Raw genomic sequence first — 20,230 nt, 5'->3', positions numbered from 1 at the left:
GGAAGTGTTTTCGGGCAGGACGGGGCACACGCCCGGCGTGGGCGTGGCGAGGGAGGCGCCGGTGGTCAGCCGCGCAGCGAGCGGGGCAGCCCGAAGGCCGCGAGCAGGGAGTTGTCGAGGAACCGGGTCACCGCGGTGACCCGGTCGCCCGCGAGTTCCAGCACGAGCACGCCGTGCGCGTGGCCGATGGGTGTCCTCGGGTCGCGGAGATAGCAGCCGAAGGCGGGCTGGCCGTTGGCACGGGTCGGGATCAGGGAATACCGGCGGCCATCGTGGAGTGCGACGGTCGCCAGGAAGTGGCCGATGGCTTCCGGTCCCTGGTACTCCAAGGGAAGCGGGGGCATGGTCAGCCAGGCGTCGTCGGTCAACAGTGCCACGATGGCGTCGACGTCGCCGTTCTCGAAGGCACGGGTGAATTCGTCGACGATCCGGCGTTCCCGCGGGGAATCGGGCAGGGGAGCGGTCTCCCGTTCGCCGGCGGGAATCTCCTTGGCCAGCGCCGAACGCGCCCGGTTCAGCGCGCTGGTCACGGCGTTCTCGGTGGTGTCGAGGATCCCGGCCACCTCGGCGGCACGGAACCCGAGCACATCGCGCAGGACCAGCACGGCCCGCTGCCGGGGAGGGAGTCGCTGGAGTGCCGCCAGGAACGCGAGCGAGATCGACTCCCTGGCCTCGTAGCGCGCCTCTGGGCCGGGCACGCGATCGGCGATCTCGGCGAGCAGCAGGTCCGGGTACGGCTCCAGCCAGCTGGGTTCCGGGCGGCGGCGCGTCGGCTCGGGCAAGGGGACCTCCGGTCGGTAGGCCGAGTCGTCGTGCGGGCGGCGGCCGCCCGCACGCAGCGCGTTGAGGCAGCGGTTGGTCGCGATCCGGTACAGCCAGGTCCGGATGGACGCGCGTTCCTCGTACGCGTCGATCCCGCGCCACGCGGCCAGCAACGTCTCCTGCAGCAGGTCTTCGGCGTCCTGCACCGAGCCAAGGATGCGGTAGCAGTGCACCTGCAGTTCACGGCGGTACGGCGCGACGAGGTCGCGGAACGCCTCGCCGTCACCGGTCTTCGCCAAGGCCAGCAGTTCGTCCACCCGCATACCGGGTTCCCTCCTCTTGTGGTGTCTCTCGAAGGGATGGACACCGCCGTCGCCGGAAACTGGTCGGTCGCGGACCAGTTTCCCCCGGATTCGCGGAAAACCGGTTCGCGGTCCACATCGGAGTGGCTACACTCGCCACGAAATCACCCCGGCGAGGAAGGACAGGATCGTGCGTCATCACAACGCCGTCGTCGTCCCCTCGGCTCGCTACGAGGTGATCCTGGTGTCTCCGTGCACCCGGTGTCAGCCGCGCGGCTGACACCGGTCCGTCCGACGAACGCCTGAGCTTTCTTCCCGTTGCCGTGCGACGGGGGGAGGCGCCTGTCCGCGTTCGCCGAATCGCGCCGCCGGAGTTTCCGCCAGTCCAGCTCGAAAGGCCCGCGCCATGCGCAGCGTCCCCTTGTCCGCCGTCCGCAATCTGGGCATCCTCGCCCATGTCGACGCCGGCAAGACCACTCTCACCGAACGGATCCTGTACGTCACCGGCACCACCCACAAACGGGGTGAGGTCCACGACGGCACGACCGTGACCGACTTCGATTCCCAGGAGCGAGACCGTGGCATCACCATCTTCGCCGCCGCCGTCAGCTGTTCGTGGGACGGCCATCTCGTCAACCTGATCGACACGCCCGGCCACGTCGACTTCTCCGACGAGGTCGAACGGTCGCTGCGGGTCCTCGACGGCGCGATCGCGGTGTTCGACGGTGTCGCCGGGGTCGAACCGCAGAGCGAATCGGTGTGGCGCCAGGCCGATCGGCACGGCGTGCCGCGGATCGCGTTCGTCAACAAACTCGACCGTGCGGGTGCCGACCTGGACGCCGCCGTGGCGTCGATCCGGGATCGGCTGCACCCTCGTCCGCTGGTGGTCCAGCTGCCGATCGGGAGGGAAGACGGCTTCGTCGGCGTCGTCGACCTGCTGCGGATGCGGGCACTCGTCTGGGCCGATGGCGCCGAAGCCGCCGTGGAGGGGCCGGTTCCGGAGTCCCTTGTGGACGAAGCGAACCGGCGCCGCCGCCTGCTCGACGAGACGGTGGCGGAAGCCCATCCGGGTGCGCTGGAGGAGTTCTGCGCGTCGTCGGCGGTGTCGACGGAGACGCTGGTTTCGGCGCTGCGCGAGCTCACCCGGACCGGCGACGGTGTCGTGGTCCTGTGCGGCTCGGCCTACCGCGATCGCGGGGTGGAGCCGTTGCTGGAAGCCGTGGTGGCGTATTTGCCCGCGCCGTCGGATGTTCCGCCGGTCCGGGGCGAGTACGAAGGCACGGCTCAGGAACGTCCCGCCGATCCGTCGGCGCCGTTCGCGGCGCTGGCGTTCAAGGTGACCTCGACCGCCACCGGGCGGTTGACGTTCCTGCGGGTGTATTCGGGCACGATCCGGACTTCGGAGGCGGTGATGGACGTGGGCAGCGGCCGTATCGAGCGTGTCGGCCGCATCCTGCGGGTCCAGGCGGACCGGCACACCAGGGTGGACAGCGCCGTCGCGGGCGACATCGTCGCGGTGGTCGGGCTGAAGACGGTCCGCCCGGGCGCGACACTGTGCACGCCGTCGGAGCCGCTCCTGCTCGAGCCGCCCGTCTCGGCCGATCCGGTCGTGTCGGTCGCCGTCGAGCCGCGGAAGGGTATCGACACGGAACGCGTGATGTCGGCGCTGGCACGGCTGGTCGAGGAGGATCCGTCGCTGGTCGTCCGGACCGATCGTGAGACCGGCCAGACCCTGCTGTCGGGGATGGGCGAACTGCACCTGGAGGTGGCGGTGGAGAAGATCCGGCGCGACCACGGGCTGGACGTCGGCGTCGGGCGGCCTCGGGTCGCCTACCTCGAGACGGTCACGCGCGGCGTGTCCGGTTTCGTCCACCGGCACGTCAAGCAGGACGGCGGCGCCGGGCAGTTCGCCCACGTCGTCATCGACACGGAACCACTGGAGGAAGGGGAATTCGAGTTCGGGTCCACTGTGGTCGGTGGGCGGGTGCCGCGGGAATACGTCCGTGCCGTCGAAGCGGGTTGCCGTGACGCGCTGGCGGAAGGCCCGCTCGGCGGGTATCCGGTGACCGGTGTCCGGGTCACGCTGACCGACGGGGCGACCCACCCGAAGGACTCGTCGGAGCTCGCGTTCCGGGCGGCCGGGCGGTTCGCGCTCCGGGCGGCGTTGGCCGCCGGCGCGATGACACTGCTTGAGCCGATCGCCGAAGTGACCGTCACGGTGCCCGAAAGTGCCGTCGGCGTGGTGCTCGGCGACCTCGCCGCCCGGCGTGGGCGGGTGCTGGGGTCGGCGGTGCGCGCGGGAACGACCGTGGTCACCGCGACCGTGCCGCTGGCCGAACTGTTCGGTTACGCGACGCGGCTGCGCAGCCGGACCCAGGGCCGGGGCACCTTCACCGCCCGGCCGATCGGCCACGCGCCGGCGCCGGAGGGCCTGCCGGTCCGGTAGTTCGCGCCTTCGCCCTGGTCCGAAGTCCGTGATTCGCGTGATCAGGCACGTAACTCGCGTGATTGGATGCCGCACTCGGTGTTCCGCCTCTGATCACGCGAGTTACGGCTTCAAACACGCGAGTGCGGTGCAGTAGACCGACGATGGCCCGCCCACGACGCTGTGGGCGGGCCATCGCCCGAACCGCTGTCACCCGGCTATCGGGCGCCGGGCGGCAGCCGTCTTCACCCGGTCACACCGAAGGCCACGGAGGACGGCAGTTCTGCCGCGGCAGCGCGTGCGATCCGTTGGTGTACACGCCGTCCGCGATCGTGTCCTCCATGATCGAGCGGTGATCGGTCGGGCGGGCCCACTGGTAGCAGAGGTGCTGCGCGAAATATCCGCCAGGCGCCTCGATGGTGTCGAAGTGGCAGACACCGTCGGTTTCGATGCAGTAGCGGATGAACGGGATACCGCCGAAGTCGGTGCGGCCGGGCCCGAACGACACGTAGCCGCCGAACGGCGACGGCGCCCCGGTACCCGCCGGGAGCACCGCGCTGATCCCTCGTCCCGGAGGGCCGACGGGCTGCATCGGGTCGGCGAAGATCTTCGCCCGGAACCGCGACTTGTCCACGGCCAGTTTCCCGTCGGCGATGTCGTTCAGCACCAGGTTCGCGACCAGCGCGCCCTGCGAGTAGCCGACGACGGTGAATTCCGCGCCGGGGTTCTCGTCGAAGGAGCTCTGGACGACGCGGCGGGCCTCTTCGTGCCCGCGAGCGACGCTCTGGTCCATGGGCGTCTGGTCGCAGTTGGGTGCTCCGGCGGCCCCTGCCGGATAGTGGACCACCTTCTTGATCCCGCCCCGCAACCAGGCGTCGTTGTAGACGGTCGCGGCGCCGTCGCAGGTGCCGCCGACGAGGATGTAGTAGCGCGCCTGGTCGGCCTGGGCCGTGGGCGCCATGACACCGATCAAGCCGGTGGCCAGTGCGGCCGCCGCCAGGACCCCCCTGAGTTTCTTCACATTCATCGTCCTTCCGTTCGACTACGGTGCGTGGTCGAACGCTAGGGACGAGTCATGAAATTTCGATGAAACCCCCTTCGGTCATCAGCGATGGGACAGCACGTTGACCACGTGCCCGCTCGGATCGCGGACGAAGAACCGCCGGACACCCCACGGCTCGTCGGTCAGCTCGTGCACGATCTCCGCGCCGGCCGCCTTCGCCGCCGCGTATCGCGCGTCGACGTCGTCGACCTCGATCGAGGCGATCGGCACGACGGGCGCCGTCTCGTCATGGGTCATGAGGCTCAGCTGGACCTCCGGCCGCTCCGGATCGGCCAGGGTCACGATCCAGCCGTGATCCATCACCACCTCGAAGCCGAGAACCTGTACGTAGAAGGCCTTCGCCTCCGCCAGTGTCCGGGTTTCGAGGTCGGTGACCACTCTCTTGATCGACATGTTCGGATACTGGCACAGGGGTCCGACGGTTTCGGGGGAGCAGGAGCGGCGTCGCCAGCATGAGTGCTCCCGCGATGCCGACCGCGGCGCGCGCACCGGTGAACGTGGCGAGCAAGCCCCACAGCGCGGTCAGGGTGGCGGTGGTGAGCTTCCCGGCGATGGACCAGGCCGACAGCGTGCGGGCCGCGCGGTCGAGGGGTACCTGTTCGAGCCTGCTGGTGGCGAGCACCGGGTTGTACACGCCGATGCAGGTGATCAGGCAGAGCTCGACGACGATGACCAGGATCAGGCCGGGCACACCGGGCTGGATGAAGACCAGCCCGACGGGCCAGCAGACCCGCAGCCAACCGGAGACGAAGAGGACCTTGTCGCGGCCGTACCGGGCGACCAAGGGCCGCGAGAGCCGCGCCCCGATCAAGCCACCGAGACAGGGCACGGCGAAGGCGACCGCGTACTCCCATGGCGCGAAGCCGAGCTGCCCGAGCATCAGCACGGCGAACAGCGGCGCGGTCGCCATGATCAGGCCGTTGACCACGATCGTGTTGACGAACAGGGGTCGCAGCAGCGGATGGGCGAGGATGAACCGCCAGCCCTCCCGCAGGTCGCGGCCGGTCAGCCGGGGCCCGTCCGGCTTCGCGGGCGGCGGTTCCGAACCACCGACGGCACGGATCCCGGCCGCCGAGAGCAGATAGCTGACCGCGTCGGCGGCGATCGTGACCACCGGCCCGAACAGGCCGACGGCGAAACCGCCGAGCGGCGGCCCGAGCACGGTCGCCGTCCAGGTCGTCGATTCGAACCGGGCGTTCGCGACCAGCAAGTCCTCCCGGGGCAGCAGGGTTTTGAGGAAAGCCCCGCTGGCCGCCAGGAACGTGATGTCAGCCGCGGCGACGACGACGGACACCGCGAGAAGCTGGCCGAACCCGAGCAGCCCGAACGCGTACGCCACCGGGACGGTCAGCAGCGCCACGAACCGGACGAGGTCCATCGCGATCATCACCGGCCGTTTGCGCCGGAACTCGACCCAGGGGCCGAGCGGCAGCGCGACCACGGCGCCCACGACGAGACCGGCGGCCGCCAGCAGCGAGACCTCGGCGGTGCCCGCGCCGAGCACCACGATGGCGATCAGGCTGAACGCGTCGAACGCGAACCTGGTCCCGAACGCGCTCGCCGCGTAGGCCGCCCACAACCAGCCGAACCGTCGCCCCAGCGATCTCCCACCCACCCGCGAGATCAAAGCAAGCCGGAGCCCCGAAGTCGAACAACGGGTCGTTGGCGGGTCACAACCGCGAGTTGTGCGAGCCGTTCAGAGATCCCCGAGCGCGGTGATCGGCGATTCGACACAGTCCGCGACGAACCGCAGGAACCCGCCGGCGGTCCCGCCGTCGCACACCCGGTGGTCGAATGCCAGCGTCAGCTCGCAGATCTTCCTCGCCACCAGCTCGCCGTCGACCACCCAGGCGCGGTCGATGATCCGGCCGATGCCGAGGATCGCCGCCTCCGGGTGATTGATGATCGCGGCGGAGCCGTCCACCCCGAACACCCCGTAGTTGTTGACCGTGAAGGTCCCGCCGGTGAGGCCGGCCGGGCCGAGTTTCCCTTCCCTGGCCTGTGTGGTCCGGTCGCCGATCGCCGCCGAAAGCTCCCTTGTGGACAGTGCCCCCGCGTCGCGGACCACCGGCACGACGAGCCCGCGGTCGGTCTGTGCGGCGAAACCGAGGTTGATGTCCCGAAGCTGGACGATCTCGTCGCCCTCGACGCGCGAGTTCAGCTCGGGGAACTTCCGCAGGCCCGAGACGGCGAACCGGGCGACGAGGCCGAGAAGACTGACCGGGCGATCCGGCGCCGAGGCGTTGAGCGATTTCCGCGCGGCGACGAGTCCGGTCGCGTCGACGTCGACCCAGACCGTCGCCTCGGGGATCTGCCGCCGCGAGGTCGTCAGCTTGTCGGCGACCGCCTTGCGGACCCCGGTCAGCAGGATCCGTGTCTCGCCGTCGCGTTGCTCGGGGACGGCGAGGGCCGCTTCGACGTCGGCGCGCCGGATGATGCCGCCCGGCCCGCTGCCGGTCAGCTTCGTCAGGTCGATCTTGTTGTCCGCGGCCATCTTGCGGACGAACGGCGAGATCACGCCCGGTGCCTTCGACGGCTTCTCCGGGGTGGCGACGACGGTGCGGGTCCGGCGGCGCCTCGTCGTGGTGGTCGTGCCGTAGCCGATGAGGACGTTGCCGCTGCCTTCGCTCGCGGTCGTCACGCCGGGTTCGGTGAATCCGGGACCGATGGTGAGCAGGGGAGCGCCGACCGGCAGCGACTGACCGGGTTCACCGTGAAGGCGGGTGACCACACCGGCGAACGGCACCGGCACCTCGACGGCGGCCTTCGCGGTCTCGACTTCGACGACGGGCTGGTCGACGCCGACGGTGTCGCCCTCCGCGACGAGCCAGGTGACGATGGTGCCTTCGGTCAGGCCCTCGCCGAGGTCGGGGAGCAGGAAGTCAGGCACCGGCCACCACCGGTTCGTCGTTCCACTGCAGCCGGGCGACCGTGTCCAGGATCCGGTCGACGTCCGGAAGCTGATGGCGCTCCAGTTTCGGCGGCGGATAAGGGATGTCGAGCCCGGTGACGCGCAGGACGGGCGCGTGCAGCTGGTGGAAGCACTGCTCGGTGATCCGGGCGACCACCTCGGCGCCGTAGCCGCCGAACCCGGCGGCCTCGTGGACCACGACCGCGCGTCCGGTGCGGCGCACCGAAGCGGCGACGGTCTCGTCGTCGAACGGGCTCAGCGACCGGAGATCGACCACCTCGACGTCCCAGCCCTCGGCGGTCGCGGCCTCCGCGGTCTCCAGCGCCGTGGCGACCATCGGGCCGTACGCGATCAACGTGACGTCCTTGCCCTCGCGACGCACGACCGCGCGGTCCATGGGTGCGCCGTCCCGGGTGAAGGACACCGGTTCCTTCGACCAGTAGCGGCATTTGGGTTCCAGGAAGATCACCGGATCCGGCGAGTCGATCGCGTCGCGCAGGAGGTCGTAGGCGTCCTGGGGAGTGCCGGGTGTGACGACGCGCAGGCCGGGTGTGTGGGTGTAGTAGGCCTCGCTCGAATCGCAGTGGTGCTCCACGCCGCCGATCCCGCCCGCGTAGGGGATCCGGATGACCATCGGCAGTGACAAGGCGCCGCGGGTGCGGTTCCGCAGCTTCGCCACGTGCGAGGTGATCTGCTCGAAAGCGGGGTAGGCGAAGGCGTCGAACTGCATTTCGACCACCGGGCGGAATCCGCCCATCGCCATCCCGACCGCGAAACCGACGATGCCGGATTCGGCCAGTGGCGTGTCGAAACAGCGTTCCTCGCCGAAATCGGCGGTGATGCCGTCGGTCACCCGGAACACGCCGCCGAGCGGGCCGACGTCCTCGCCGAAGATCAGCACGCGGTCGTCGTCCTTGACCGCGTCACGAAGGGCGGCGTTGAGGGCTTGTGCCATCGAGATCTCGGTCATCAGGCCTCCAGTTCGGCCGCGACCAGCGCGCGCTGGGCGGCCAGCTGACGGGTCGGGACGGCGTACACGTGCTCGAACAGCGACAACGGATCCGGCTCCACGTCGGCGTTGAGGGTGTCGCGCACCCCGGCGGCGAAGGTCTCAGCCTCGGCCCGGAATCGCTCGATGTCGTTGTCGGACAACAGGTTCTCGTTGGTCAGGTAGGTCTGGAGGCGACGGACCGGGTCGGCCGCGCGCCACTTCTCGACCTCGGCCTGATCGCGGTAACGGGTGGCGTCGTCGGCGTTGGTGTGCGCGTCGATCCGGTAGGTGTGCGCCTCCACCAGTACCGGCCCGCGACCGGAACGCGCGTGCGCGACGGCGTCGTCCAGCACGGACAGGACGGCGACGGCGTCGTTGCCGTCGACCTGTTCGGAGCGGACGCCGTAGCCGACCCCCTTGTAGGCCAGTGCGGGGGCGGCGCTCTGCTTCTCGAACGGCACGGAGATCGCGAACCCGTTGTTCTGCACGAAGAACACCACCGGCGCCTTGAACACGGCGGCGAAGTTGAGTGCCTCGTGGAAGTCGCCCTCACTGGTGGCGCCGTCACCGATGAGCGCGAACGCGACGGCGTCCTCGCCGCGGCGGTGCATCGCGTGGGCTAGCCCGGCGGCGTGGAGGGTCTGGGTCGCCAGCGGGGTGCACTGCGGTGCGACACGGGTCGCGGCGGGGTCGTAGCCGCAGTGCGCGTCGCCGCGGAGCAGCGTGAGGATCTCGCCCGGTTCGAGGCCGCGAGCGACCAGTGCGACCGAGTCGCGGTAAGTGGGGAAGAGCCAGTCGGCGTCGGTGAGGGCGAGCGCGCTCGCGACCTGGCAGGCCTCCTGGCCGGCGCTGGACGGGTACACGGCGAGGCGGCCCTGCTTGGTCAGCGCGGTCGCCTGCGCGTCGAACCGGCGGCCGAGCACCATCAGCCGATAGGCCTCCACGAGCCGTTCGGCCGGAGGCACGGTGTAGTCACCGTGCTCGTCGACGCGCGTGCCGTCCTCGGCGAGGAAGCGCACCGGGATCCCGGACGGCAGCAACGCGGCGGCAGGGGTCTCCCGCGACATGGCGCAGCACCACCTTTCACAGACATATGATGCTGAGATCGTGGATTCCGGAGTCCCAGTGTTCAAGAGGTGCGCGAAATGAGCGACAAACTGTCGGCAGAATCGGTTCAGCCGGACCGACCGTCCAGTAGTGGCGTGGCTCACGGGCCGGATCCGGGACGAACGGTCCTTGCCCTCGACGACATCGATCGCGCCATCCTCGCCGAGCTGACCGCCGACGGAAGGCTCGCCGTCCGTGCACTGGCGGAACGACTGCACATCTCGCGCACCAACGCCTACGCGAGGCTGGACAGGCTGATGTCCGAAGGCGTCATCACCGGCTTCGGCGCCCGGATCGACCCTCGGCGGGCCGGGCTCGGAACTAGCGCGTACATCCTGATCACCGTCGAGCAGACGTCGTGGCGCACGATGTCGGCCGAGCTGCGAGAGATCCCGTTCGTCGAGCACGTCTCGCTGGTCGGCGGCGACTTCGACATCCTGCTACTGGTGCGCACGCCGGACAACGCCTCGCTGCGGGATGTCGTACTGGAACGGTTGCAGGCACTGGACGGCGTGCGCTCGACGCGGACCTGGCTGATCTTCGAGGAACAGCCGGGCGTCGCCCCTCGTGAGTGGTAAGGACGGTTCTAACCGTCCTCGCCACTCACGAGGCCGTGGTGGCGTTTCGAGCAGGCCTCTCGGATCCGTTCTCGCCTTCTCGGCTACCTGGCGGTGGCCGCGGAGCTGGGCGTCCTCGACGCCGATGGCGGTGCTCGTGCTCACCGTCGCGGGCGGGCTCTACCTGATCTGGCTCGGATTCAAGACGGTGCCGGGAGCCGGTGTGGCACGCTGCTGGAGGGAATGGCGGTCAGCGGCCGCGCGCTGGCCGATCCCAATCCAGCTGGCCGTTCTCGGTCGCACCTTCGTCGGCACCTGCTCGATGGTCTGCCCGCGCGTCGGTGCCGGGGCGCAGGCCCTGCTGCGCGCCCGCCCCGCCGTTTCCCGCGTCGTTTCCCGGATTTCGGGCGCCTCGATGATCCTGGTGGGCACCCTCCTGGTCGCCGAGCGACTGGTGGCGTGAGCCGAATGGTCCATTCCATCGGACAGGTCGCCGAACAAACCTGGCCGCGCCGTTGGAAAATCCCATACCCTCCGAAGCAAGCCGAAGGGAGCTGACCTGATGCGGTGGACCTGGGTGCGTACGGCGGCGGTGGCGTTGGTGGTCGCCGCGTCGATCGTCCAAACGAGCCAACCGGACACAGCCGAAGCGCAGGTGAGTCCCGGCCGGTCCGCGATCTACGGCGGGGGACCGTTCTATCAGGACGGACAGGGCGTCATGGACGTCCTTCGGTCGTCGGGTTTCACCACGGTCATCCTGTGGAGCATTCACGTCCACGACAACGGGGATCTGTACTACAACGACCACCTCGTGGTCAAAGACGGGCAGTACGTCGGCGACGCGGGGTGGCCCGCCCGGCTGCGGACGCTGAAGCAGGCGCCGACGTCGGTCGATCGAATCGAAGTCTCGGTCGGCGCGTGGGGCACACCGGACTGGCAGGCCATCGACAACCTGATCACGCGCGACGGCACCGGCAGCGGGACCGTGTTGTACCGCAACTTCCTGGCACTGAAGAACGCCACCGGCGCGGACGCGATCAACAATGACGACGAAGCCCACTACGACGTCGACTCCACCGTCACCTTCGCGCGGATGGCGAACGCCATGGGCTACCGGAACTTCACGCTCGCTCCGTACACCGCGGTGTCGTACTGGCAGGGGGTGAAGAACGGGCTCGGCGGCCTCGTCGATCGCGTGTACTTGCAGGCCTACGCGGGTGGCAGCGGCAACGACCCGGCCACGTGGACGAGGTCGCTCGGTATGCCGGTGGATCCGGGACTCTGGAGCAAGAACGGCTCCGGCTGTACCTCCGGCGATTCGCCCGCTCAGGTGGAAAGCAAGATGAGGGCCTGGAAGTCGTCCGCCGGGATTCCGGGCGGCTTCATGTGGCTCTACGACGACATCAAGAAGTGCTCGGCGCAAGGAACGGCCGCCGACTACGCACGGGCGATCAACACCGCCACCACGAGCTGACGCTGTAACGCTCACCGCGCTTCCGCCGAGTACAAGCGGGTTCGATGGCGGAGGCGGAGGAATCGTGGCGCGTGTCCTGGTCCTGATGGCGGTCGCCGCGGCCGTGTTCGCGACGCCTGCCTGCACGCGGTCGGAACCGGCGTCTCGCCCCACCCCGACGGTCACCACGAGTGTCGAACGAGCCACGACCGACCCGCCGAGCACAGCGGCGACCACGACGGTGGTGACCACCTCGGTCACCGTCGTGCCGACCACGAGCAAAGTGCCCGCCAAGAAGACGGCGGACCAGCGCCGAGCGGCCTGCCGCAAGGACGAGAATCAGTGCTACGAGCCAGGGACCGACACCAAATGCCAGACCGGCGGCTGCGTCAACGCCGGACGCGGGATGACGCAGCGCGACGTCGAGAAACAGCGCGACGAGTGGCTCCGCGAGCGTCCCGGCTGGTGTCCCGCGGGCGAGACCGGGGCGGTGGCACGCTGTTGAACTACACGCCATTCGGGTGATAACGGTTCGGCATTCGATGTATCTGACGTTCACCCCATTGACACCTTCCTGCGATCGCGGCGACTGGGCGGAGGAATGCGGTGACGGTGGAGGACGCGGGTCAGGACTACCTGACACGGCAGATCGGGGCGTTGCTCGAGGCGATTCGCGAGGAGGGCCCGGTCGGCGAGGGCAGACGCAGTTTCCGGATCGCCGGGCATCTCGCCGCGGAGGGCGGGTTCCACCTGGGCGACATCCTCGCCGCGACCGCGCAACTGCTGGCGGTCCACGCGTGGAACAACGGCTATCTCGCCGCGGCGGAGCTGCTGACGCGCCGCATGCGGGAGTTCGGTGCCGAGTCGGCGGAGCTGGTGCGGTACCTCGTGCGGCTGGAGACCGGCTGTGAACAGGGCTGGCTCCCGCATGCGGATCGCGACGAACTGATCGCCTACGCCAGGCGCGTCCGGCGTGCCGACATCGAGGAGCGCGCGCAGTCCATCGAGGCGTCGTTGCCCGGGGTCACCGATCCCGAGCGTCCTGATCGGATGACGAGTGAGTCGTGAGATGGTGCTCGGGATCCGCGAGGATGCCGCGGATCACCGAGCCGGCGGCGCCGCGTACGGCGGCTCCCGTGCCGAGCGCCGAGCGGACGACCCGCACCGGCGACCACGCCGTGCTGGGCACGCGGCGTTCGAGTTCGGCGAGGAGTGGCTCACGCAGCCACGGCTCCAGCCGCGCGTAGGTTCCGCCTAGCACCACCGCAGGAACATCCATCAGATTGACCACAGTGGACAGTCCGATGCCGAGGTGCCGCGCCGTGGTGGCCACCGCGGACAGTGCGGCGTCGTCGCCGGATTCCAGCGCGGACACCAGTCCGTCCACCGTTTCCGCCCCCGCGAGCCGCAGGATCTCCTCCTGGCCCGCCATTCGTTCGAGACAGCCGTTCGCGCCGCAGGAACACGACGGGCCGTCGGGCGCGACGGGCAGGTGGCCGATCTCGCCGCCGGCGCCGCGGACGCCTTCGAACAGGGCACGCTCCAGGACGATTCCCGCACCGATCCCGATCTCGCCCGACACGTGGACGAAATCCGGCAACGCCGAGCCGTGCCAGAGTTCGGCGAGTGCCGCGAAGTTCGCTTCGTTGGCGACGGTGAACGTCCCACCGAGCCGCTCGGAGAGGTCGACATCGCGCCAGCCCAGGTTGGGGGCGAGCCGCACGAGGCCGGATTCGACCAGGCCGGGAACCGCGATCCCGACACCGCCGACAGGGACGCCCAGCGCGTCCGCCTGCTTCCTGGCTCTACGCAGGAACGCCGACACACGCTGGAAGACGCGCGGGGTCCGGTTGTCCGCGTACCGGACCTCCTGCGCCCGGACGGAGCCGGTCAGATCGACGAGGCAGGACGCCAGGTAGTCGACGCCGATCTCGATGCCGAGCCCGTGCGGGCCGGTGGGGGAGAGCGACACGACGGTGCCGCGCCGCCCGGGGCCGACGCGTTGCTCCGGTTCGCCTTCGGCCACGAGATCCGCCGCGATCAATCGGTCGACCACACTCGACACGGTCGCCTTCGTGAGTCCGGTGGCGGCGGCGAGGCCCGCTCGGGACGTGCCGGGGCCGTCCGCGATCGCCCCGAGGACGAGGGCGGCGTTGTGCTGCCGCACGGTGTGCTGTCCCGCCGGGCGCGTGCCGATCATCGCGCGATTGTATTCGTTCGATGCCTGAACGAAAGCCTTGACCCGCCGGGCCGGGCGTCGATAAGTTCAGGCATCAAACTAATTGGAGGCGAGATGGCTCAGGCACCGACGCGTGAGGACAAGTTCAGCTTCGGGCTGTGGACCGTGGGCTGGCAGGCGAACGACATGTTCGGCCCCGCGAGCCGACCTCCGCTCGACCCGGTCGAGGCCGTGCACCGCCTCTCGGACCTGGGTGCGTGGGGGATCACCTTCCACGACGACGACCTCGTCCCGTTCGGTTCGGCCGACGCGGAACGCGCGCGGCACCTCAAGCGCTTCCAGGGCGCGCTCGCCGAGACCGGTCTCGTGGTCCCGATGGTGACCACGAACCTGTTCAGCCACCCCGTCTTCAAGGACGGTGGCCTGACCAGCAACGACCGTGACGTCCGCCGCTACGCGCTGCGGAAGGTGCTGCGAAACCTCGACCTCGCCGCCGAACTCGGCGCGTCGACGTTCGTGCTCTGGGGTGGCCGCGAAGGCAGTGAGACGGACGCCGCGAAGGACGTCCGCGCGGCGATGGACCGCTACCGCGAGGGCATCGACTTCCTCGCCCAGTACGTCCTCGACCAGGGCTACGGCCTGCGGCTCGCGCTCGAACCGAAGCCGAACGAGCCTCGCGGCGACATCCTGTTGCCGACCATCGGCCACGCGCTCGCGTTCATCTCCACGCTCGACAACCACGAGATCGTCGGGGTGAACCCCGAGGTCGGGCACGAACAGATGGCCGGGCTCAACATCGTCCACGGCATCGGGCAGGCCCTGTGGCAGGGCAAGCTGTTCCACATCGACCTCAACGGCCAGCGCGGCCCGCGGTTCGACCAGGATCTCGTGTTCGGCCACGGCGACGTGCTGTCGTCGTTCTTCCTGGTCGACCTGCTGGAGCACGGCGGCTACGACGGGCCGCGCCACTTCGACTACAAGCCGCTGCGCACCGAGAACATGGACGGCGTCTGGGCCAGCGCCGCGGCCAATATGGCCAGTTACCTGCTGTTCGCCGAACGCGCCCGCGCGTTCCGTGCCGATCCCGAGGTGCAGGCGGCGTTGGACGCCGCCCTGGTCCCCGAGCTGGCGACGCCGACCCTGAACGAGGGTGAGACCGCGGCGGATCTGCTTGCGGACCGGTCGGCGTTCGAGGACTTCGACCCGGACAAGGCGGCGGAACGCGGTTACGGTTTTATCCGCCTGTCCCAGCTCGCCCTCGAACACCTCACCGGGGCCCGCTAGAACCGGTCGACGTCCAGGACGGCCTTGGCGAACTCCGCCGGGGCCTCCTGCGGAACGTTGTGGCCGATCCCGTTCAGGACGCGGTGTTCGTACTTGCCGGAGAACTTCGACCGGTACGCCTTGCCGTCGGTGTTCGGGCCGTCGAAATCGCTGCCGATCGTGATGGTGGGCACCGAAACCGCCGGTCCCCGGGCGAGCTTCTGTTCCAGTGCGTCGAGTTTAGGGTCGCCCGCGGCGAGACTCAGCCGCCACCGGTAGTTGTGGATCACGATGGCCACGTGGTCCGGGTTGTCGAAGCAGGCTGCGGAACGGTCGTAGGTCGCGTCGTCGAAGTTCCACTTCGGCGACGCGATCTTCCAGATCAGCTTGTTGAAATCGTGCCGGTTCTTCGTGTACCCGAGGATTCCGCGCTCGGTGGCGAAGTAGTACTGGTACCACCAGCCGAGTTCGGCGGCGGGGGAGAGCGGCTGCTTGTTCGTCTCCCGGTTGGTCACCAGGTAGCCGCTCACCGACACGAGCGCCTTGCACCGCTCGGGCCACAGCGCGGCGATGATCACGGCCGTGCGGGCGCCCCAGTCGAAGCCGCCGAACACGGCCTTCTCGATCTTGAGCGCGTCCATCAGCGCGACGATGTCGGCGGCGATCGCGGACTGCTGGCCGTTGCGGAACGTGTCCTTCGACAGGAATCGCGTCGGCCCGTAGCCGCGCAGTAACGGCACGATCACCCGGTATCCGGCCGCGACCAGGCACGGGGTGACGTCGACGTAGCTGTGGATGTCGTAGGGCCAGCCGTGCAGGAGGATCACCACCGGGCCGCCGGCGGGGCCGGCTTCGGCGTAACCGATGCTCAGTTCCCCGGCGTCGATCTGCTTGAGCGGGCCGAACGAGGTGTTCCCGCCGGTCGTGGCGGGCGCCGCCACCGGGGCCGCCGCGGGCTGGGCCGAGCAGCCCGCCACGGTGGCACCCGCTGTCGCGGCGACGACGGCCTGCGCGAACCTTCTCCTGCTGAGCATCCTGATTCCTCCCGCGAAACGCCTGGTACGGGACGAAATTAAGCGGACGGCTCCGAGCGCGGCGACCGTCGGACGACGTCACCGGTGTAAGTCGCTAGGCGGTGTCCTGTGAGTCTGTTCGATGGGCTTCGTGATCCAGGTGGTTCCTGGCGGTGCGGGCGGATCGGCCTCGTACCGGGTCGTACTCGGCCGCATCCGCCCGTGCCGTCAGGGACCGCCTGGGCGCGAAGACCGCGAACAAGACTTGCAGGACAGCGCCTAGGCCACTTCCGGCTCGGCGGTCATGAAGGCAGCTTCCAGCCGGTGGATGCGCGCCCAGAACGCGTCCTCCCGGCCGGATTCGAGAACGCCGAGGTAGCCACCGGGGACCACACGGCCCACGAACGGACCGGACGTCCACACCCGCCATCCGCCCGTGGCGTCGTCGCCCGAAGCGGAGGCGGGATCGTCGGTGCCGCGGATCGCCGCGATCGGGCACGAGAGCTGGGCCCTGGCCGGCCCGCGGTAGGCGTTCAGCAGCTGGAGATCGCCGAGCAGCAGGTCGAGGGCGTACTCCCAGCTTTCGGGTGAATCGCGGTAGCCCGCGACGGGAGTGAGCCCTGTACGGCCGAACACGCGTCCCATCGCCGAGGCCCCGGCTTTGGCGTTTTTGTCGGGTGAACGCCGTTGCGGGGCGCACGCGTCCACGACGATCAGCGCGTGAGGTGAGACACCCAGCCGTTGAGCCGTTTCCAAAGCGACGAAGGCGCCCAAGCCGAATCCGATCGTCACGGAACGGGAGAACCAGGCCGTCGGCATCGCCGCCGCCGAGTGTGCGGCGAGTTCTTCGACGGCGGACGCCGGTGGCTCCGCGAGCCTTTCGCCGTGCCCGGGATATTCGACGCCGCAGACCTCCGCGCCGGCCGCGGCGGCGAGTGATCCGAATGCCTGGAGCGTGCCGCCGGCGGGCGGAAACAGCAGGTAGCCGCGGCTGTGACTGTCTGATGTAGACAGTGAAACCAGTGCGGCCGTCATGATCCGAAAGATACGCGCCATTAACCCGAATGGGGTAACGGTTCGGATTCGACCAAGATCAATTCACCCGCGAGGGGGAGCTCTTCGGGAAAAGATGCCCGGCCGTGTCGTATCTGGCACTTCCTGTTCGACGTCCTGATAAGAGCCGGAAGGAGAAAGCGATGAACACCACGACACTGGCCTCGACCACGCGGCTGAACCCGGTGAGCCGCACCCTGCCGGTTCTGCTGGCGATGGAGGACGACGCGGAAGACGTCGGCCGTCTGTCCCCGGACGACCGCCTGACCTGCCACGTGCACGGCCGCTGGATCCACCAGTGCGTGGCTTCGCCGCTGCACGTCAACCCGATCACGCGGCACCGCTGGTGCCGTTCGTGCGCGACCGCGTTGACCGTCTCCATCGACGAACTGTCCGGCGACGTCACGATGTACTGCCCCCGGTGCGGCCACGGCGAAAGCGCCGCCTCAGCCCGGCTGATCGCCGCGTGCCGGGCCAGTTTGGCCGCCGCACGCCGCCGTTTCGGTGCGCGGGCCGCCTAACCGGCCCATTCGAGGACGCGCTCGATGATCAGGTCGCGATCCTGGGGGCGGAGATGGAGATAGTGACCGGCGTCCGGCAGGACCTCGACGTCGGCATGGGGGATCAGGCTTTCGAGTCGTGCGGCGGCGGCGACCGGATCGTGTACGACGCTGCGTCCGCCGAACAGGGCGAGCGTGGGTACTTCGATGGACCGCAACGCGTCGTCACTCGGACGGACCTGGAACGGCACCCGGGCGCGATAGCACCGGATCCCGGCGAGAATGAGCCGCGCGGCGGGCTGGTCGAAGACGTCCTCGCCGGCGGTCCACGCCAGGAACCGGCGCCACAGGCGGTCGTTGTCGAGTACGGCCACGGGCAAGCCGTACCAGAACACGCGCCGGGAGAACGGCGCCGAAACGGTGGTGGCGTCCAGCAACCCGATGGACGCGAGCCTTCCGGGCGCGTGGATCGCCTGGTTGACCGCGTGCCAGCCGCCGGTCGATCCGCCCACGAGACGCACCTCGGTCAGCGCCAGGTTCTCGAAGACGGCGTCGAGAGCGCTCGCCCGGTCACGGAGGTCTTCGAAAGGGACCTTGTGCACGCTTCGGCCGGCCTCACCGAGGGTGTCGATCGCGTAGACCGGGTGCCGCTCCGCCAACGCGGGGATCAACGCCGCGAAACAGGCTGACGTGGCCATGAGTCCCGGCAAGAGGACGATCGGACTGCCACCCTCGCCATAGCGGTAGACCCGCGTGGTGCCGTGGTGGGTCTCGACGTCGAAGACCGCGTCCGGCTCCGGGCACTCGGCCATTGCACGGTCATAGGCGGCGAAGTAGCGCTTCTCGGCCGCCGGATTCCTGAAACCCCCGATTTTCCGCATGAACGGGACGCTAGGCGGAGCCGCGTTTCCGGTCTTGAACGAAAGTAAGGTGAAGGCATGGGCGGGTGGGGTCTCGTGGTGCCGCGGCGGGACATCGTCCGCGCGCCCGGCGAGCGGGTGCTCAGGTGGCCTCATCCCGCGCTGGCCGCCCATGTGTCGAGCTACGTCGCGCACGACCTTCCCGACGCGGGGGCGAACTCCTGGCGGATCACCCCGTTGTCCGTGCTCACCTGGGTGATCGACCTCGAAGCTCCGGTCCGTGACGCCGAGGTTCCCGATTCGCCCGTGCTGGGCCTGCGGGACCGGCCGTTGCGCGTCGAACAGGCCGGGGCTTCGCGCGGGATCGTCGTCAGCCTGACCCCGCTCGGTTCGTACGCGTTGTTCGGGATCCCGTTGCGAGAGCTGACGAATTCGGTGGTCGCGGCGTCCGAACTGCTGCCGGCCGAGGCGTTGACCGAACGGCTGGCCGAGGCGGCGGACTGGCCGGAAAGGTTCCGGCTGCTCGACGAGTATCTCGCGGCGAAGCTTGCTCGCGGCCCCGCGCTGGCCGCCTCCGTCCGGCACGCGTGGGACCGGCTCTCGGCCGGCCCGGTCCGTGTCGACGCACTGGCGGACGAGATCGGCTGGAGCAGGCAGCATCTCAACGCCCGGTTCCGTGAGCAGATCGGCCTGAATCCCCGCACGGCCGGGCGGATCGCCCGGCTCAATCGCGTGCTGGCGCTGGTGAGCCGTTCGTCCTCCCTGCCGTGGGCCGAGATCGCGCACGTGGGCGGCTACAGCGACCAGGCACATCTCGTCCGGGAGTTCCGGGCGTTGACCGGGTACAGCCCCACCGAGGTCGGGAAACCGGCGGGGCTGTTCGTCCCGTCATGTGAATCGGCGCTTTCGTAACCCTGCGACGGCGGCGGTAGGTTGCGGACATGACCCAGGTTTCGCCGCCTGCCGAGGCTGCCACGAGGATCACCGGACGCTCCGTCTCCGAGCAGAGAAGCCTCTCGGGCGGGGTGACCGAAGTGGTGCTGGACAGCGGCGACACCGTGGTCGTCAAACGCGGCCACGCCCGGAACGCGACACCCGCGGAGGCCGCGGGCCTGCGATGGCTGGGCGAGGCAGGCGCCGTGCGGGTGCCCGGAGTTCGTGGCCATGACGACGAGTGGCTGGTCACGGACCTCGTCGGCGGGGGACGCCCGACGTATCACGCGGCGGAGCGGCTGGGGCGAGGGCTCGCGGCGCTGCACGCGGCGGGTGCGCCCGCGTTCGGCGCGGCGCCGCCGGATGGGCCCGTCGAAGCGTGGATCGGCCTGGCTCCGATGAAGAACATGCCAGGGGAGGACTGGCCGCGGTGGTACGCCGAACACCGGGTCCTGCCCTATGTCCGCCGCGCGGTCGACGAGGGCACTTTGACCACCGACGAGGCCGCTGTCATCGAGCGGGCCTGCACGCGGCTCCCGGAGGTGGCCGAACCTCCGGCGCGCCTGCACGGCGATCTGTGGAACGGCAACGTGCTGTGGGGCCCCGTCGAAGCCTCGCTCATCGATCCGGCGGCGCACGGTGGCCACCGTGAAACCGATCTCGCCATGCTGCAGTTGTTCGGCTGTCCGTTGCTCGACCGAGTGCTCGCCGCGTACCAGGAGGTCGCCCCGCTCGCCGACGGCTGGACCGATCGGATCGGCGCGCACCAGCTGTTCCCGCTCCTGGTCCACACCGTCCTTTTCGGACGGTCCTACGCCGGGCAGGCGGTCGCGGCGGCGAAGGCCGTCGGCCGGTAGG

20 protein-coding genes and 1 pseudogene are annotated in these 20,230 nt (G+C 69.6%); 10 read left to right on the top strand and 11 right to left on the bottom strand.

From position 1 onward, the window contains the following. Nucleotides 1–65 precede the first annotated feature (65 nt). Entirely contained in the window at nucleotides 66–1,085 is a 1,020-nt protein-coding gene (locus tag ACFWIW_RS07305; RefSeq protein ID WP_378367614.1) for a sigma-70 family RNA polymerase sigma factor, read from the bottom strand. Nucleotides 1,086–1,470: 385 nt separating this feature from the next. Between ACFWIW_RS07305 and fusA the strand changes: the two genes are divergently transcribed. Continuing rightward, nucleotides 1,471–3,510 (top strand): elongation factor G, encoded by a 2,040-nt coding sequence (gene fusA / locus ACFWIW_RS07300; RefSeq protein WP_378367613.1) that lies wholly within the window; start codon nucleotides 1,471–1,473, stop codon nucleotides 3,508–3,510. Nucleotides 3,511–3,742: 232 nt separating this feature from the next. On the opposite strand, the gene ACFWIW_RS07295 is transcribed toward fusA, so the two are convergent. From ACFWIW_RS07295 to pdhA, 6 genes and pseudogenes are all read right to left on the bottom strand, one after another. Further along, on the bottom strand, nucleotides 3,743–4,516 hold the full coding sequence (locus tag ACFWIW_RS07295) for a PE-PPE domain-containing protein (protein WP_378367612.1): 774 nt from the start codon (nucleotides 4,514–4,516) through the stop codon (nucleotides 3,743–3,745). Between the two features lie 78 nt (nucleotides 4,517–4,594). Next, nucleotides 4,595–4,870: pseudogene (locus ACFWIW_RS07290) on the bottom strand (VOC family protein); the annotation flags it as partial. Next, a complete protein-coding gene (locus ACFWIW_RS07285; RefSeq protein ID WP_378367611.1) occupies nucleotides 4,779–6,167 on the bottom strand; it encodes an MFS transporter in 1,389 nt (462 codons plus the stop codon). The pseudogene ACFWIW_RS07290 and the gene ACFWIW_RS07285, both read right to left, overlap by 92 nt. Before the next feature lie 81 nt (nucleotides 6,168–6,248). Further along, complete coding sequence (locus ACFWIW_RS07280) at nucleotides 6,249–7,442, bottom strand: dihydrolipoamide acetyltransferase family protein (RefSeq protein ID WP_378367610.1); 1,194 nt, start codon at nucleotides 7,440–7,442, stop codon at nucleotides 6,249–6,251. Then, nucleotides 7,435–8,433, bottom strand: coding sequence for an alpha-ketoacid dehydrogenase subunit beta (locus tag ACFWIW_RS07275; RefSeq protein WP_378367609.1), 999 nt, complete (start codon nucleotides 8,431–8,433; stop codon nucleotides 7,435–7,437). Before ACFWIW_RS07275 ends, ACFWIW_RS07280 begins: the two co-directional genes overlap by 8 nt. Continuing rightward, nucleotides 8,433–9,521 (bottom strand): pyruvate dehydrogenase (acetyl-transferring) E1 component subunit alpha, encoded by a 1,089-nt coding sequence (gene pdhA, locus ACFWIW_RS07270; RefSeq protein WP_378367608.1) that lies wholly within the window; start codon nucleotides 9,519–9,521, stop codon nucleotides 8,433–8,435. The genes ACFWIW_RS07275 and pdhA overlap by 1 nt, the downstream gene beginning before the upstream one ends. 135 nt (nucleotides 9,522–9,656) lie before the next feature. Between pdhA and ACFWIW_RS07265 the strand changes: the two genes are divergently transcribed. From ACFWIW_RS07265 to ACFWIW_RS07245, 5 genes are all read left to right on the top strand, one after another. Further along, nucleotides 9,657–10,139, top strand: a complete 483-nt coding sequence (locus ACFWIW_RS07265; protein WP_072027029.1) for an Lrp/AsnC family transcriptional regulator — start codon at nucleotides 9,657–9,659, stop codon at nucleotides 10,137–10,139. A gap of 124 nt (nucleotides 10,140–10,263) precedes the next feature. Then, nucleotides 10,264–10,581, top strand: coding sequence for a hypothetical protein (locus tag ACFWIW_RS07260; RefSeq protein ID WP_378367607.1), 318 nt, complete (start codon nucleotides 10,264–10,266; stop codon nucleotides 10,579–10,581). Between the two features lie 99 nt (nucleotides 10,582–10,680). Further along, nucleotides 10,681–11,592: a lysyl endopeptidase gene (locus ACFWIW_RS07255; RefSeq protein WP_378367606.1), complete on the top strand. Its 912-nt coding sequence runs from the start codon at nucleotides 10,681–10,683 to the stop codon at nucleotides 11,590–11,592. Between the two features lie 64 nt (nucleotides 11,593–11,656). Beyond that, the gene (locus ACFWIW_RS07250) at nucleotides 11,657–12,076 is read left to right on the top strand and encodes a hypothetical protein (protein WP_378367605.1); all 420 of its coding nucleotides are present in this window, start codon (nucleotides 11,657–11,659) and stop codon (nucleotides 12,074–12,076) included. 101 nt (nucleotides 12,077–12,177) lie between these two features. Continuing rightward, nucleotides 12,178–12,639 carry a hypothetical protein gene (locus ACFWIW_RS07245; protein WP_378367604.1) on the top strand — a complete coding sequence of 154 codons (462 nt, stop codon included), beginning with the start codon at nucleotides 12,178–12,180 and terminating at the stop codon, nucleotides 12,637–12,639. On the opposite strand, the gene ACFWIW_RS07240 is transcribed toward ACFWIW_RS07245, so the two are convergent. Next, on the bottom strand, nucleotides 12,596–13,771 hold the full coding sequence (locus ACFWIW_RS07240; RefSeq protein ID WP_378367603.1) for an ROK family protein: 1,176 nt from the start codon (nucleotides 13,769–13,771) through the stop codon (nucleotides 12,596–12,598). The two genes, ACFWIW_RS07245 and ACFWIW_RS07240, sit on opposite strands and share 44 nt — an antisense overlap. 93 nt (nucleotides 13,772–13,864) lie before the next feature. Between ACFWIW_RS07240 and xylA the strand changes: the two genes are divergently transcribed. Continuing rightward, the gene (gene xylA / locus ACFWIW_RS07235; protein WP_378367602.1) at nucleotides 13,865–15,034 is read left to right on the top strand and encodes a xylose isomerase; all 1,170 of its coding nucleotides are present in this window, start codon (nucleotides 13,865–13,867) and stop codon (nucleotides 15,032–15,034) included. Here the strand turns inward: xylA and ACFWIW_RS07230 are convergent. After that, nucleotides 15,031–16,047, bottom strand: coding sequence for an alpha/beta fold hydrolase (locus ACFWIW_RS07230; protein WP_378367601.1), 1,017 nt, complete (start codon nucleotides 16,045–16,047; stop codon nucleotides 15,031–15,033). The genes xylA and ACFWIW_RS07230 overlap by 4 nt on opposite strands. Before the next feature lie 258 nt (nucleotides 16,048–16,305). Further along, nucleotides 16,306–17,061 carry a thioesterase II family protein gene (locus tag ACFWIW_RS07225; protein WP_378367600.1) on the bottom strand — a complete coding sequence of 252 codons (756 nt, stop codon included), beginning with the start codon at nucleotides 17,059–17,061 and terminating at the stop codon, nucleotides 16,306–16,308. 161 nt (nucleotides 17,062–17,222) lie between these two features. Between ACFWIW_RS07225 and ACFWIW_RS07220 the strand changes: the two genes are divergently transcribed. Beyond that, nucleotides 17,223–17,600, top strand: coding sequence for a hypothetical protein (locus ACFWIW_RS07220; RefSeq protein WP_378367599.1), 378 nt, complete (start codon nucleotides 17,223–17,225; stop codon nucleotides 17,598–17,600). Here ACFWIW_RS07220 and ACFWIW_RS07215 read toward each other — a convergent pair. After that, a complete protein-coding gene (locus ACFWIW_RS07215; protein ID WP_378367598.1) occupies nucleotides 17,597–18,460 on the bottom strand; it encodes an alpha/beta fold hydrolase in 864 nt (287 codons plus the stop codon). The two genes, ACFWIW_RS07220 and ACFWIW_RS07215, sit on opposite strands and share 4 nt — an antisense overlap. A 57-nt stretch (nucleotides 18,461–18,517) precedes the next feature. Between ACFWIW_RS07215 and ACFWIW_RS07210 the strand changes: the two genes are divergently transcribed. Both ACFWIW_RS07210 and ACFWIW_RS07205 read left to right on the top strand, forming a co-directional pair. Beyond that, nucleotides 18,518–19,351 carry a helix-turn-helix domain-containing protein gene (locus tag ACFWIW_RS07210; RefSeq protein ID WP_378367597.1) on the top strand — a complete coding sequence of 278 codons (834 nt, stop codon included), beginning with the start codon at nucleotides 18,518–18,520 and terminating at the stop codon, nucleotides 19,349–19,351. A 29-nt stretch (nucleotides 19,352–19,380) separates the two neighbouring features. After that, complete coding sequence (locus tag ACFWIW_RS07205) at nucleotides 19,381–20,229, top strand: fructosamine kinase family protein (protein WP_378367596.1); 849 nt, start codon at nucleotides 19,381–19,383, stop codon at nucleotides 20,227–20,229. Nucleotide 20,230 lies beyond the last annotated feature (1 nt).

The organism is Amycolatopsis sp. NPDC058340 (assembly GCF_042723975.1).
In the GTDB taxonomy this organism is placed as follows: Bacteria; Actinomycetota; Actinomycetes; order Mycobacteriales; family Pseudonocardiaceae; genus Amycolatopsis.
The sequence above is the reverse complement of the archived record's forward strand: the minus strand, read 5'-3'. Positions and strand labels throughout refer to the sequence as shown.